This window comes from Moheibacter lacus (assembly GCF_014042165.1).
GTDB lineage: Bacteria > Bacteroidota > Bacteroidia > Flavobacteriales > Weeksellaceae > Moheibacter > Moheibacter lacus.
In genome coordinates this window covers 378,340-392,562 of record NZ_JACDZE010000001.1, presented here as the reverse complement: position 1 = coordinate 392,562, position 14,223 = coordinate 378,340, and the positions used below count along the sequence as shown (strand labels likewise).

General features: G+C 36.0%; 12 protein-coding genes. 6 read left to right on the top strand and 6 right to left on the bottom strand.

What is annotated here, in order from left to right; translation table 11 throughout:
• The first annotated feature begins 140 nt into the window (after positions 1-140).
• Both HU137_RS01860 and HU137_RS01855 read left to right on the top strand, forming a co-directional pair.
• Positions 141-1,781, top strand: a complete 1,641-nt coding sequence (locus tag HU137_RS01860) for a Na/Pi cotransporter family protein (RefSeq protein WP_182042107.1) — start codon at positions 141-143, stop codon at positions 1,779-1,781.
• Positions 1,782-1,829: 48 nt separating this feature from the next.
• Positions 1,830-2,810, top strand: a complete 981-nt coding sequence (locus tag HU137_RS01855) for a LuxE/PaaK family acyltransferase (protein WP_182042106.1) — start codon at positions 1,830-1,832, stop codon at positions 2,808-2,810.
• A 155-nt stretch (positions 2,811-2,965) separates the two neighbouring features.
• On the opposite strand, the gene HU137_RS01850 is transcribed toward HU137_RS01855, so the two are convergent.
• The 3 genes from HU137_RS01850 to HU137_RS01840 are packed head-to-tail and all read right to left on the bottom strand — an operon-like array spanning position 2,966 to position 7,356.
• Positions 2,966-4,678, bottom strand: a complete 1,713-nt coding sequence (locus HU137_RS01850) for a DUF3857 domain-containing protein (protein WP_182042105.1) — start codon at positions 4,676-4,678, stop codon at positions 2,966-2,968.
• Positions 4,679-4,681: 3 nt separating this feature from the next.
• On the bottom strand, positions 4,682-6,583 hold the full coding sequence (locus tag HU137_RS01845) for a DUF3857 domain-containing protein (RefSeq protein ID WP_182042104.1): 1,902 nt from the start codon (positions 6,581-6,583) through the stop codon (positions 4,682-4,684).
• 8 nt (positions 6,584-6,591) lie between these two features.
• The gene (locus HU137_RS01840; RefSeq protein WP_182042103.1) at positions 6,592-7,356 is read right to left on the bottom strand and encodes a lipopolysaccharide kinase InaA family protein; all 765 of its coding nucleotides are present in this window, start codon (positions 7,354-7,356) and stop codon (positions 6,592-6,594) included.
• A gap of 76 nt (positions 7,357-7,432) precedes the next feature.
• On the opposite strand from HU137_RS01840, the gene HU137_RS01835 reads away from it, so the two are divergent.
• Together HU137_RS01835 and HU137_RS01830 are read left to right on the top strand one after the other, a co-directional pair.
• Positions 7,433-8,494, top strand: a complete 1,062-nt coding sequence (locus tag HU137_RS01835) for a glycosyltransferase family 4 protein (protein WP_182042102.1) — start codon at positions 7,433-7,435, stop codon at positions 8,492-8,494.
• A complete protein-coding gene (locus tag HU137_RS01830) occupies positions 8,495-9,049 on the top strand; it encodes an L-threonylcarbamoyladenylate synthase (protein WP_182042101.1) in 555 nt (184 codons plus the stop codon).
• Here the strand turns inward: HU137_RS01830 and HU137_RS13070 are convergent, their stop codons facing one another.
• Complete coding sequence (locus HU137_RS13070; protein ID WP_182042100.1) at positions 9,050-10,183, bottom strand: glycosyltransferase family 4 protein; 1,134 nt, start codon at positions 10,181-10,183, stop codon at positions 9,050-9,052. It abuts the gene before it with no gap.
• A gap of 107 nt (positions 10,184-10,290) precedes the next feature.
• On the opposite strand from HU137_RS13070, the gene HU137_RS01820 reads away from it, so the two are divergent.
• Entirely contained in the window at positions 10,291-11,724 is a 1,434-nt protein-coding gene (locus tag HU137_RS01820) for a CCA tRNA nucleotidyltransferase (protein ID WP_182042099.1), read from the top strand.
• Positions 11,714-12,235: an IS1096 element passenger TnpR family protein gene (locus HU137_RS01815; protein WP_182042098.1), complete on the top strand. Its 522-nt coding sequence runs from the start codon at positions 11,714-11,716 to the stop codon at positions 12,233-12,235. Before HU137_RS01820 ends, HU137_RS01815 begins: the two co-directional genes overlap by 11 nt.
• A 53-nt stretch (positions 12,236-12,288) precedes the next feature.
• Here the strand turns inward: HU137_RS01815 and HU137_RS01810 are convergent, their stop codons facing one another.
• Both HU137_RS01810 and HU137_RS01805 read right to left on the bottom strand, forming a co-directional pair.
• Positions 12,289-12,822, bottom strand: a complete 534-nt coding sequence (locus tag HU137_RS01810) for a hypothetical protein (RefSeq protein ID WP_182042097.1) — start codon at positions 12,820-12,822, stop codon at positions 12,289-12,291.
• Between the two features lie 46 nt (positions 12,823-12,868).
• Positions 12,869-14,161 carry a UDP-N-acetylmuramoyl-tripeptide--D-alanyl-D-alanine ligase gene (locus HU137_RS01805; RefSeq protein ID WP_182042096.1) on the bottom strand — a complete coding sequence of 431 codons (1,293 nt, stop codon included), beginning with the start codon at positions 14,159-14,161 and terminating at the stop codon, positions 12,869-12,871.
• Positions 14,162-14,223 lie beyond the last annotated feature (62 nt).

Genomic DNA, 14,223 nt, shown 5'->3' with positions numbered 1-14,223 from the left:
CAATTGGCGGGCAAAATCCTCTCGCAAATCTATCTCGCTGATTTTGCAGAATATTCTAACTAGATCTAATTTCTCATCCCCAAATCCTTAACAATCAGTTTACATAAGACCGCCTAATTTTGCAAACTGAATATAAGAGTATGTCCACCTTTTTACTCATTTTTAATGTTTTGGGTTCTGTATCGCTTTTCCTTTATGGAATGAAAGTGATGAGTGAAGGTGTGCAGCGTTCTGCCGGCGGTCAATTGCAAAAGTTTTTGAATCGGATGACCCAAAATCAATATTCGGGAGTTCTGGCAGGAACGGTATTTACCGGCGCTTTACAATCCTCTTCCATCGTGAGTGTTTTGACGTTAAGTTTTGTCAATGCAGGGCTTTTGAACCTACGGCGTGCATTTTCAATCATCGTTGGAGCCAATGTCGGAACGGTAATTAAACTATGGTTCATCATCGGTTTGGGTACGGTTTGGCATATAGAATCGCTTGCATTGCCGATGATTGCCGTTGCCGTAACCATTTTATTTTTCCGGAACCAAAGGGCCAAAGAATGGTCTGATTTCTTCATCGGATTGGCATTGATTTTCATCGGATTTTATTTTTTAAATCAATTTTTCCCTGATTTAACCGAACATGAATTCTTTTACAAATACATCCAAGAGCATGGTGGAAACACGAGTTTTGGTTCTTCTCTCATATTTGTATTGATCGGAATTTTCGTTACTTTTTTATTCCATTCTTCCAGTGCATTTACTTTATTGGCAGCGGTTTTGGTTTCAAAAGGAATGAACATAGAACAGGCTGCGATGATGGTTTTGGGAGCCAACATCGGGACGACTTCAGCAGCATTGATTGCCTCAACGGTAGGAAATAGGGCCTCAAAAATCACCGCTTGGTTTCACTTCTTTTTTAATTTGGCAGGTGTAGTTTTGATCTTCTTTTTTGTTCCATTTATCATCGATTTTTTAAGGGAATTTGTTTCAACTGATGGCGAAATTCTATTGGTTTCTTTCCATACTTTTTTCAATGTCGTTTCTGCATTTTTGATATTGCCATTTATTAATTCGGTGGCAGATTGGGCAGAAAACAAATATTGGAAAAGTTCAAGAGACAAATCTTCGTTGAAATTGATCGCAAGGCCATTTGGTCCAACGGCCAAAATGTATGTGTATGAAGCCAATCGCGAAATCGTGAAATTTGCCGGAATTACACGTCAGATCATCAGTAATTTGGGGCGTATGATTTCTGAAAGCGATGAAGAAAAGTTGAAAGAATTGCGCAAACGGATTTTCACTTTGGAAAAGGAAAGTGACGAATTGGAGAAAAGTATATTGAATTATTTGAATTCGATTTATAATTTTGAAATGTCCGGCGAAGTGGCGTTAAACATCCATCGTTTGATCGAGATTTGTCATCATTTGGAGAACGTAGGTGATTTGGCGATAAAGATTGCGAGCATCCATCAAGAGCGAAGAAAAAGCAATAGTTTCATCACGCCCAAATTGAGAGAATTGTTGTTGGAATTACAAGATTCGCTTTCCATGGCTACGACGACTTTGGTTCAAAATTTAAATGAAACCGATGGGAATGTAGATTTGCTGGAAGCCAAACAGATAGAGAAATCCATCGACAAAAAATTCGAGAAAGCAGAAGAAGCTCTTTTAAAGGCAATTGAATCTGAAAAATTATCAGCGAGAAGTGCACTTTTCTATACCGAATTGATTCAAAACTATGAATTGATCGGCGATCATTTGTACCAAGCCAATCGGGCTTTGGGGAAATAAATTGTTTAAAGTTTATAGTTTAAGGTTTCAAGTTGGTACATTTGACAGATGATTTCAAAAGCAGAAATTTTTTCCATTCAAAATCAAGAAGAATTTGAAAGTTTAGCGTTGAAAGTATTTCGTTTTCAGTCAATTGAAAATCCGGTTTATGCGAAATATTTGAAGTTTTTGAAGGTCAATCCGGAGGAAATTCAATCGATTTCTGGTATTCCTTTTTTACCCATCCGATTTTTCAAAACGCATGAAATTCTTTTAAGCAATCAAAAATTCGAAAAAATCTTCACAAGTTCCGGAACGACCGGGGCAGCGACCAGCAGACATTTGGTTGCGGATTTGGAATTTTATAGAACGAGTTTGGAAAAGAGTTTTCAGCATTTTTATGGCGATTTTTCTGAGTATACGATTTTTGCTTTGTTGCCTTCCTATTTGGAAAGAACAGGTTCTTCGCTAATCGATATGGTTGAATTCTGGATCGAAAAATCGGGAAAAGGCGGATTTTATTTGTACGATCATGAAAAATTGTACCATGATTTAATTAGAAATGAAAAGGAAGGGAAAAAGGCCATTTTGATCGGAGTTTCATTTGCTATGCTTGATTTTGTTGAGAAATATCAATTGGGACTAAAAAACACCATCGTAATGGAAACCGGTGGGATGAAGGGGCGCAAGGAAGAAATCACCAGAGAAGAATTGCATCAAATTCTAAAAAAAGGTTTTGGGGTGGAGGAGATTCATTCGGAATATGGGATGACGGAATTGTTGTCGCAGGCTTATTCCAAAGGAAATTCAAGGTTTCAAACGCCTGATTGGATGCAAGTCCTGATTCGGGATACAGAAGATCCGTTTTCCATTTTGGATAATGGAAAAACGGGTGGAATCAATGTAATCGATCTGGCCAATCTGAATTCTTGCAGTTTCATTGCGACCGATGATTTGGGGAAAATCCATGAGGATGGCTCATTTGAAATCCTCGGCCGGTTTGATCAGTCTGATGTGCGCGGCTGTAATTTGATGGTTGCGGATGTTTAATTCTTTTTCATCAAGATTGATTTTGAAGCATCAAGATTGACTTTTTCAAAGAAGGATTTGAGTTCGGAGTATTCTTTTTCATTGAATATCAGGTTTTTGATGAGGAATTCAATTGAAATCACCAAAGTTTCATTTTGAATTTCTGCGTTTTGGTATTACATCAAATCATTTTCACCCAATTGATAATGCGCATTGAAATCTTTTGGGAGAACGACTTGAAAGCCTTTTGGAATTTTAGAAGAAATGATGATTTTCTGGTACATGGGAAAATCAAATTCTATAGGTTTGTCACGGTGTGCATCAGTAAAATTGAATGGTTTTAAGCTAGGAACTAAAGGATTTTGAAAGGTGAAAAAATTGGGATTTTGGTTTTCAGATTGGAATTGTTTTTTGGAAGAAATGAAGTTGTTTTCCAATTTTAAATCAGGAGATTGGCTGGTTTCTGAAAAATGAATGTCCAGAGCTTTTTGGGTTGGATAATTGGTTGATATGGTTTCATCCAAAAAATAGCCTGATTTTTTCTCGATTTTTTGCGAATTTATTTTATGCTCAGTGAAATGATAGGATTCCGTTAAGTGAAATTCAGAAAGAGGAGGCGTTACCGAAATGAAATCTGCTTTGTCGGAATTGACAACCAAGCCGATGTGGTTGTAATTGTACAAAGGCATGAATTGAAAACCATAGTCGGCCAGTTGGGAGGCATCGATCAGAAAAGTATTTCCATCGTCCAGCGTGATCAAATTGATGATGGAACTGAATTGATTGAAATAAGGATAGGCGGTTTGTAGCTTTTTGTTTTTCCGTTTGCTGATCAAAACCAATTGGGATCTGATGCCTTTTTCCAAGAGTACATAATGCAACAAAAGATTGATTTCTGATGTAGAACCTTTTTTGGATTGATCCACTTCTAAAAGGCTTTTCCGCGGAATGACATTGGTAAAATTATCCCAATGGTAATTGGTTTTAAAATATTCGAGTGCGGCTTGAATTTGTTCTTTTTCATCGGATTTATTTAGAATTCTTCTGCCGATATTTTGAGTGGTTTTTTCGTCGTAGTAATTCACGAAATCCTTTTTGAAAATTCGGTTGATGTCGGTCCAATGGATGACTTCGTTGACATAGCTTCCATTTTTATGGTGGTAACCTCGGAGTTGGAAATCGATTCGTTCTTCAAAATCTCTGGGATTGTATAAAAATTCGGGTTGGTCAATTGAAGGCAAGTCCGTAAGCGTCCAATGGTTTTTATGGTTTTTTCTTTTTTTCTCTTCTTTGGATTCGGCAATGATTCTCTCGCCATGTAAAATTGGGATATAATCCACCGGTGCTTGAACATCCACTGAAAGCGAACTGTAAAGCGTTGGGATTTCATGCTGGAAAACCCAACCTTCCATGTAGGAATGAAAACGGTTCACCAAATTGTATTCTAACTCAATGATGGAACCGACTTTCACATTTGGAAAAGCAAAACGTTTGGTTCGGTAATAACCGGAATAGGGCAAATCATAAATGTCTTTATTTTTAACTGGCGTAATTTCCTTTTTTCCATTTTCAAAATTGATGGTTTGGGCGTTGAGACTTAAAATGGATTCAAAATCATTTAAACTAAAATAGATCAGGTCATAATCGGCCATTTCTTTTCCTTTTTCTGTCAGGATTTTGATGCGTTTATAAATTTTATTGCCCCAATTCTGATAAGCCACGGTCAAATCTCCGGATTCATACAGCACAACAGCATCGGCATTTTTTTCAAAGGGCACTTCTTTCAAATTGATTTCAGCATCAGACACATCGCCCCATTTGGTTTTGGGATTAATTTGCGACTGAATGAAAATGGGGAAAATGAAGAGAGTGAGCAGTAAGAATTTCATTTTTTAGGATTTTTTCATCAAAATCGTTTTGCTGGCGTCTAAGTTGACTTTTTCAAAGAAGGATTTGATTTCTTTGTAACCATAGCTAAAGGCTGGTTTTGTGACGATGAATTCTACATGTAGGATGACTTTATTGTCTTTCACTTCAGCAGTTTGGTAGTAGTTTAATTCTTTTCTTGAAGCTGAATGGTTGCTCTGGAAATCTTGAGGGATTTGTACTTCATATCCATCCGGAATCGGAATGATGACATCTGTTTTATAATAAAAAGGAAAATTAAATTCTAATGCTCTTTCTCTGGTGTTTTCAGACAATTTAAAAAAGGAAACCGTTGATTTTAAAGGATTTTCTATGGTGAAGAAGTTTTGAGATTGAATTGGGGCAGACTCATAAAAAGTCCGTTCCATCCTAGTTCCATCTTCTGCCATTTTTGAATCCTTTTTGGTTTCATTCATCAAAAGATCCAATGCATTTTTTACTTCATGGTATTGTTCTTGACCTTTTGGTAATGCTTCTTTTTTTTGTTGTTGAAGAAAATAGCCATTTGCTTTATCATTTCGAGAAAGGATAAATTGATTTTCTTTGAAATTATAAAGCTGGACAGATGAAAACTCAGAAATAGGTTGGGTCAAATTGGCGAAATTATTGTCTTTGGAATTGAGGATTAAACCATAATGGTTGTAATCACGCAGGGGCATAAAACCTAAACCATTGCTTAAGTCGCTGGCATCCATATAGATAACTGATCCATCTTTTAGGCTAATCATATTGACAATCGTATTAAATTGTCCCAAATAAGGATAATTGATGATCAACTTTCCATTGTCTCTGGTACTGATGATGACCAATTCAGCTTTCAGACCTTTTCCTTTCAGAATGCTGTTCAACAAAATGTTTAAATCTGCAGAATATCCTGTTTTGTCTTTTTCAACTTCTTTATTGGTTTTACGTGGATATAGCGCTTGATAATTATTCCATTTATAATTTTGCTTCATATATTGATGCACATTTTCTATGGTGGCTTTTTCTGAATTTCCATTTGGGATGGAGTTGGCAATTTCTTTTCCGAAACCTGCATTTGCAAAACCATTGTAATAGTTTTGTAATTCTTTTGAAACATCAGCCCAATTGGAAATCGCTTCTTTAAAAACAATCTCGCTAAAAGCACCTTTTGAATCCGTAAAATAGCCCATTAGCTGAAGGATGATTCCCTCTGCCATATCAGCCGGATTGTACAAATAAGGAATGGATGAATAACTTGTCAGATTTGTTAAGGTCCATTTACTTGCGTCCTTTGATTTATTGTTTTTAGATTGCTGAACAATTTTTTCTCCCACCATTAAAGAAGCATATTCTCTATGCGTTTCATTGGTCAAACTATATTGGCTGAATAAAGTCGGATGTTCATGTTGAAATCTCCAAGCGTCTATCAGATATGCATTTTCATCATAAAAATCATACTCAAACTCTAAGATGGAGCCAACTTTGACATTGGGAAATGTAAATTTTTTGGCACCATAAAATTCGTTAAGATTGATGTCAAAAATTGAATTTTTCTCAACTGGATAGGCTTTTACTTGACCATTTTCAATATTTAAAGTTTGGGCTTTAAGTCCCTCTATTTTTTCCTTGTTCTTTTCAGCATAAAATGTCAACTGTTGGTTGGCGGCGTCTATTCCTTTTTCATTTAAAATTTTAATCCTTCTGTACACCTTGGTTTGAAAAGAACCTGATATGATCGTCTTTCCTTCTTCATAAAGAATCACTGCGCCAGCATCTGGCTCATATGATACTTTTTTGTAATCTATCTCTGCTTGTGAAACTTCACCCCATTTGGTTTTGGGATTGAGCTGGGCGAAACAAATTATGGAAAAGAATAAGCTGAATAGAGAGATGTTGAATTTCATAATGAGGTTTATTTAAAGATCGATTTGATTTTCTTTTTGGCGTTTAATTTTCTGTGATATTTCGTTTGGAATTTTTCTGTAAATCCCCAAAGCAATGTAAAAAGTTTTTCATGATTTTCTCCTGAAATTGAGGCATATTCCTCAGCCATGATTTTGACCATTTCCTTTTTTGGCGTCAATCGAGAGAGGTTTTTCATTCGGAGTTCCAAATTCATGTTTTCATGAAAATTCATGCGGTTTAAATCTACTAAATAAAATTCGTAGTACTCATTCGAAATTTTTTTAATCAGTGTATTTCCGGGCGAATGGTCCTTAAACTCGATTCCGGCTTCGTGTAATTTATAACAAAAACGGGTGAATTGTCTTAAGATCAATTCTTCATCAGGGAAATCCTTGATTTCAACCAATTCTCTAAATGTTAAATCATAGTCTTGATGCAAACTGGCATAAAAACTTCTTTGCAAACCCAATCCTCCATGATTTTCCTGAAATGCCACGGGTTTTGGTGTGCCGATTCCTTTTTCCAATAAATAATTGGCATATTCAAAAGACCTTCTCGCTTTGGATTTGCGGAAATATCTGTAAACGAATTGGTTGAGTTTGTTGGGAACTTTAAAGGATTTTACATTCACCGTTTGATTCCCGATTTCAAATAGTTTGATACGGTTTCTTTCGCCGATGATGAAGTCGTTTCCAGTGTTATCGAAATTTTCAAAAGCTGCTTTGATTTGGGCTTCCTTCGGTTTAAAATCAGGATGTATTTCAAAAATCATGGATCAGATTTGCGCAAAAATAATGATAGTATTTCAGTTCGGACAACTTATATTTGGACAATTATCTATAAAACAGATGAAAAAAGTCTTTTTGGAATCGCATAACGCAAAAAATTTAGCAACAGGATTTGGTATTTTTAACTACGAACTCATCAAAGCCATCGCCAAAATCATTCCATCTGATGTAGAAATTACCTTAAATCTTAAACATCCTTCACGATTTAAAAAAGAATTTGGAAAGACATTCAAGTATAAGCAATACGTAGATTTCCAGAGACATAAAATTTTTAGAATTCGCAAAAAATACGATGTTTGGCATTGCATGAACCAGAATATCCGCGTCGAACCAATGGTCAAACCCGGTAAATATATTTTGACGGTTCATGATGTGAATTTTGCAGAAGACGAACAAAACAAAAAGAACATCGAGCGTTCAGAAAGATTCAAAGACAAACTGAAAAGGGCTGATTTGATCACTTACATTTCGCAATATGCAAAAGACCAAACGCATCGAAATTTTCAGGTGCCAAATGTCGAAGAACGCATCATTTACAATGGAAATCCGATTACAGCGTTTTTGGATACGACTGCATTTCAGCCGGAAGTTCCAGTAGATCAGCCTTATTTTTATTCGATCGGTGATTTTCTGGAAAAGAAAAATTTTGAGTCTTTGGTCCGGATGATGGTAGAAATTCCGGATCATCATTTGATCATTTCCGGTTCCAATCAAAAACCTTATGGCGATTTTATCCGTTCATTGATTCAAGAATTGAAATTGGAAAACCGTGTTTTTCTGACCGGAAGAGTAAGTGAATTGGGCAAACAATTTTACATCAAAAATGCCAAAGCATTTCTGTTTCCATCAATAGGAGAGGGATTTGGATTGCCACCGATTGAAGCGATGCGTTTTGGGAAACCTGTATTTTTATCCAATTTGGCTTCTTTGCCGGAAATCGGAGGTGATGCAGCATTTTATTGGGAAAACTTTGATCCGGTTTATATGAAGGAGTTGTTGATGGAAAAGTTAAATGAGTTTGCATCCAATCCACTCGAATTCGAAGAAAAACTAAAAAATAGAGCCGATTATTTCAGCTGGGAAACGGCAGCAAAACAATATGTAAATTGTTACAGAGACTAAATGGAAACAAACGAAATCATAGCATTATTGAAAAACGGCGGAACGATTTTGTATCCGACTGACACCACTTTTGGAATCGGTTGTGATGCGACCAATCCAGAAGCCATCCAAAAGATTTTTCAAATAAAAAACCGTCCAGATTCTAAATCTTTAATCATTTTGGTCGATACGCCGGCACGTCTGCAAAAAATTGTAGATGTTCCCGATTTGGCCTGGGACATCATGGATTTGTCTGAAAAACCGGTGACCATTATTTATGACAATCCGAAGAATTTACCTAAAGAATTAATTGCAGAAGACAACACGATCGCCATAAGATTGACCGATGATTTGTTTTGTAAAAAATTGATTTCCAAAATCAATGCACCTTTGGTTTCGACTTCTGCCAATATTTCCGGCGAACCTACACCTCATTCTTTTGCAGAAATTTCGCAGAAAATAAAAACGGAAGTTGATTTTGTTTTTCCGGAAACTGAAACATTTTCACCGAAATTTCAAGGTTCGTCCATCATCAAATTATCGGCAGACGGACAAGTAAAAGTGATCAGAGAATGATTATTTTTTCATCAATTCCGCAAAGAGATTCAACCATTTTTGCATGACTTTTTCTTCTGAGAATTTTTGGATGCTGACAGAAGCTTTTTGTCCCATTTCTTTTCTAATTTCTTTATTTTCAATTAGATAATTGATTTTTTTAGCGAAACTTTCAGTATCTCCAGGTTTGATTAGAAATCCGTCTTCTCCATTAGAAATCATATCACGAGGACCGCATTTACATGCAAAACTCACAACGGGAAGTCCACAACGCATTGCTTCGAGCAAGACCAAAGGAAAGCCTTCATATTTCGAAGTCATTAGATAAATGGAGCTTGAAGTCAATTCTTTTTCCACTTCTCTTGTGGTCGGAAAAACCTCAAAATTCTTTTCAATCCCCAATTCCTTTGCCAATTTTCTCAATTTTTCAGGATTTCCACCATTGGCATAAACGGAAAGCGTCCATTCCGGATGTTTTTTTACTACTTCTTTCCAGATTTTTAACATCACTTCATATTGTTTCTGTTTGGAAATTCGGCCAAGCGCGATGGCGCGTTTTTGGTCGCAATCAGAAATGGTTTTAGGAACAAATGTGACCGGGTTTGGGATGGCGAGGATGTTCTTTAGATTCCCCCAATCTTGTTTGTCTTCCTCAGTCAAAACCACAAATCGGTCAAAATGCTTGACTACATCATAATCTTTTTTTCGGTACAAATACGAAATGGTTTTACCGAATGGAAGTCGGTCGAATTTGACAAAAATTTGATTGCGTTTGTATTTGGCGAAATGACGTTCGATGATTTTTTTGCTTCCGTCATCGCATAGATAAATGAACCGCGAATACTTACAAAAAGTTGAAATGGCAATGTCAGGTTTTATTTCATGAAAAACTTGGTTGATTTTATGGACGAAATCTTTTTTATTTTGATTGAATTTCAATTTTTTGCTTAAACCTTTTTGTTGGTCAAAATCAAAATCCAAATCGTAAAATTGGATTCTCGGGTCAAAATGAAAATACCTTTCTTCTTGGTTCCGATAGATTTTTACAAAAGCAACTTCATGACCTTTATTCACCAAATAATTGGCTTTTCCGGCGAGAACCCTTTCAATTCCACCCCAACCATGAATATATCCTATGACATAAACGATTTTCACAGTTCAAATTTGATCTTCAAATGTAGAGAAATTAGAAAGAATTAAAATCCTTCTTATAAATTTCGGTGAATGCTTTTTCAGTTAACATGAAATTTTACCTTTGCAAAATGAATCTTCAGGAAGCCATTTCCCATAAAGTTTTTAAAATCATCTCTCAGTCTGCAAAAGAATTGGGACAAGAAACTTATGTGGTAGGCGGATTTGTCCGTGATTTTTTATTGAAAAGGGATTCTAAAAAAGACATTGACTTTGTGACAGTGGGAAGTGGAATTGAATTGGCTGAAAAAGTTCATTCAAAAATTACAGATGCTTCCAAACTTAGTGTTTTCAAAAGATTTGGTACTGCCAATTTTAAATGGGAAGGAATCGATCTGGAGTTTGTGGGCGCTAGAAGAGAAAGTTATGCTGAAGATAGCCGGAAACCATTTGTGGAAGATGGATCGCTGGAAGATGACCAGAAAAGAAGAGATTTCACGATTAATGCTTTGGCGATTTCTCTGAATGAAGAGAATTATGGTGAATTGATAGATCCTTTTGATGGAATCGGAGATTTGGAACGAAAAATCATCCGAACACCACTTGAACCTGATGTCACGTATTCGGACGATCCCTTGCGGATGATGCGAGCGATACGATTTGCAGCGCAATTGGGATTTGAAATTGAAGAAAATTCTTTTCAATCCATTCAGAAAAATGCTTCAAGGATTGATATCGTTTCAAAAGAGCGCGTGATGGATGAATTCCAAAAAATCATGATGACAGAAAAGCCTTCCACTGGTTTGAAGTTGTTAGATGATGCGGGTTTGATGCAGTTTATTTTGCCGGAGTTGGTGGCGCTAAGAGGAGTGGAAGAGGTGGAAGGACAGACGCATAAAGATAATTTTTACCATACGCTGGAAGTCGTTGACAATATTGCGCCCAATACTGAAAATATTTGGTTGAGGTGGGCGGCTTTATTGCATGATATAGGAAAAGCACCGACCAAACGTTATGATAAAAAGATAGGCTGGACTTTTCATTCGCATGAATTTGTCGGTTCAAAAATGGTTTTCAAGTTGTTCAAACGATTGAAGTTGCCATTGGGTCATCCTTTAAAATTTGTTCAAAAAATCGTTTTATTGAGTTCCCGACCGATTGCTTTGGTAGATGAAAATGTTACAGATGCTGCATTGAGGAGATTATTGTTTGATGCGGGAGAGGATTTTGATGATTTGATCACGCTTTGTAAAGCTGATATAACGACCAAAAATGAAAGGAAGCAAAGAAGGTTTAAGCAAAATTTTTCATTGGTCGAACAAAAGATAAAAGAGGTAGAAGAGCGGGATAAAGTAAGAAATTTTCAACCGCCGGTTTCAGGAGAAGAAATCATGGAAACATTTGGTATTCAGCCATGTAAAGAAGTGGGTTTGATTAAGAATTCGATCAAGGAAGCCATTTTGGAGGGAGAAATTGAAAATAATTACGAATCTGCGATAAAGTATATGATGGAATTAGGAAAAAAATTATATTTGACACCAAAATTAAAGAACAGTGATTTATAAAATTCGTGTAATTCTCGACACAAAAGATGAGGTTTTCAGGGACATTGAAATTCGTGACAAACAGACTTTGTTTACGTTGTACAAAGGAATAATGAGTGCATTCAGTTTGCAAGGAGAAGAATTGGCTTCTTTTTACATTTCTGATGAAGCTTGGAGTCAGGGTAAAGAAATTCCGTTGGAAAACATGGATGAGTCCAATGAGGACGAAACGATGGCCGATTTTCACATTCATGAAGTATTGCCGGAAGTAGGGGCTCGTTTGATCTTTGTTTATGATTATTTGAACATGTGGACTTTTTCGGTAGAAGTTGTGTCTATTGAGGATAAAAAAGCGGTTTTAAATTATCCTTTGACCGTTTATCGCTATGGAGCGATGCCTTTAAAGGCTCCAAAAAGAAATATGGAGATTTTAAATCTGGACGAAGAAGAAAGTATGGATGGTAATGAGGATGATGATGCTGCATTTGATGATTTAGAAATCGATTCTGAAATGGATATGGATGATTATTAAAATAAAGATTCAATTCAATTTATCATAAAAAAAGCGGCAATTAAGCCGCTTTTTTATTTCTTGAATTCTTTATAGAGACTCAGTGAATCACTGATATCTTTTTTAATGATTTTGATCAAATGGGGCTGGTCTTCCAGCAAGACGTTATTGGCTCTTTGTCTTTTTTCCGAAGATTTAGCAATTTTTGCGATGACATCCAGGTATTTTTGTTTGTCTTTGATGCCTTTTTTGTTCATAAGTGCCATTTCTTTTCTGATTTTTCGTGCATACAATTCGGCATAATCAAATTTGATTTGTTGCAATTCCAACACTTCCGGTTTTTTTACTTTGATCCAAGAGGAATTCCGATCGATATAGTTCAGAATTGTAATTTTTGGAACTTCTCCTTGAACATGTTGGGTTTGGTAGGAAAAAACCGTAGATAAATTTACGGCAGAGCCTTTGGAAGCCGATTTTGGTGCCGATCCTTTAAAATCTGCAAAGGTCAAATTTCTTTCAGAAGACCATTCTAAATAGTCCGGGCTAAAAAATGAAAATGAAAAAAAGATAAAAACGAGAAGGAATAGTGCGCTAGGTAACTTTTTCATTATTTTTCGGTCAATTTATGTGTGTTATAAATGTATAAATTTTCTTTTAGCTGGAAAAAATTTCCAATAATTTTTCCAATGCCATGCCTCTGGAACCTTTAATGAGCAGTTGTTTTTCTTGAATTGGATTTTCAGAGAAATATTTTTCTGCTGTTTCTCGGTTTTCAAAAGATCTGATATTCTTATAATTAACGGCGATTTGATGAAAAAATTTTCCAATCAGGAAAATAGTTTGAAATTCTAATTTTTCTGCTAAATCGATGATGGCTTGATGTTCTTTTGCAGCAGCATCTCCAAGTTCAAACATATCGCCCAAAATGATTGCTTTATCACCTTTCATTTTACTGAAGTTGAGTAAAGCGGCTTGCATACTACTTGGATTGGCGTTATAGGCGTCCAAAATGATTTTTAGATCATTCTGATGGATGATCTGAGAACGGTTATTGTCCGGGATGTATTCTTCAATTGCGGCTTTAATGTCTTCGATGGGTACTTCGAATTTCAGTCCGATGGCGATGGCTGCTGCCACATTACTTTGGTTGTAATCTCCGGTCAATTGGCTTTTAAAATGGGTGGAATCATAAATGATTTCAGGACAATCTCCATTTATACTTTTGGAGAATTTGAAAGAGAATTCAGCTTTTGGGTCTGAGCCAAACGTGATTTTTCGTATGCCCTCCGTTAATTCAACTTGTTTCTTATCGTCACAATTTACAAAAACGGTTTTTTCATTTTTTTTCAAATAATCGTACAATTCAGATTTTCCTTTGATGACGCCTTCTTCACCTCCAAAACCTTCTAAATGTGCTTTTCCAAAATTGGTGATGTATCCAAAGTCTGGTTTGGCAATTTTGCTTAAAAAATCGATTTCCATTTGGTGATTGGCACCCATTTCCACAATGGCTATTTCATGGTTAGGATGAATGGAAAGCAAGGTCAATGGAACACCAATATGGTTGTTGAGATTCCCAATAGTAGAAGCAACATTGTACCTTTTGCTCAGAACTGCTGTGATGAGTTCTTTGGTGGTTGTTTTTCCATTGCTTCCAGTCAGTGCGATGATGGGAATGGTTAATTTTTCTCGATGAAATTCAGCCAATTTTTGTAAAGCATTCAAGGTGTCTTCAACATAATGAATGTCTTCGCTCTCGTCAGCATATTCTTTTTCATCAACGATTGCAAATAGCGCTCCTGATTCAATGGCTTGTTTTGCAAATTTATTTCCATTGAAATTATTTCCTTTTAAAGCAAAGAAAATGGATTTCATCGGGATGTTTCGGGTGTCTGTAGATACGGTCTGTGAACGCAAATACATCGCATAAAGGTTCTCAATGTTCATAAGCGTAAATGTATAAAAAATCCCAATCTGAAATTTCAGATTGGGATAAGTTTTTATTGGAA

Bases quoted from the DNA above. Each gene is read 5' to 3' on its own strand.
- HU137_RS01820 (WP_182042099.1), top strand. From the start codon at position 10,291: ATGAATCTTCAGGAAGCCATTTCCCATAAAGTTTTTAAAATCATCTCT.
- HU137_RS01830 (WP_182042101.1), top strand. From the start codon at position 8,495: ATGGAAACAAACGAAATCATAGCATTATTGAAAAACGGCGGAACGATT.
- HU137_RS01845 (WP_182042104.1), bottom strand. From the start codon at position 6,583: ATGAAATTCAACATCTCTCTATTCAGCTTATTCTTTTCCATAATTTGT.
- HU137_RS01855 (WP_182042106.1), top strand. From the start codon at position 1,830: ATGATTTCAAAAGCAGAAATTTTTTCCATTCAAAATCAAGAAGAATTT.
- HU137_RS01805 (WP_182042096.1), bottom strand. From the start codon at position 14,161: ATGAACATTGAGAACCTTTATGCGATGTATTTGCGTTCACAGACCGTA.
- HU137_RS01860 (WP_182042107.1), top strand. From the start codon at position 141: ATGTCCACCTTTTTACTCATTTTTAATGTTTTGGGTTCTGTATCGCTT.
- HU137_RS01840 (WP_182042103.1), bottom strand. From the start codon at position 7,356: ATGATTTTTGAAATACATCCTGATTTTAAACCGAAGGAAGCCCAAATC.
- HU137_RS01810 (WP_182042097.1), bottom strand. From the start codon at position 12,822: ATGAAAAAGTTACCTAGCGCACTATTCCTTCTCGTTTTTATCTTTTTT.
- HU137_RS01835 (WP_182042102.1), top strand. From the start codon at position 7,433: ATGAAAAAAGTCTTTTTGGAATCGCATAACGCAAAAAATTTAGCAACA.
- HU137_RS01850 (WP_182042105.1), bottom strand. From the start codon at position 4,678: ATGAAATTCTTACTGCTCACTCTCTTCATTTTCCCCATTTTCATTCAG.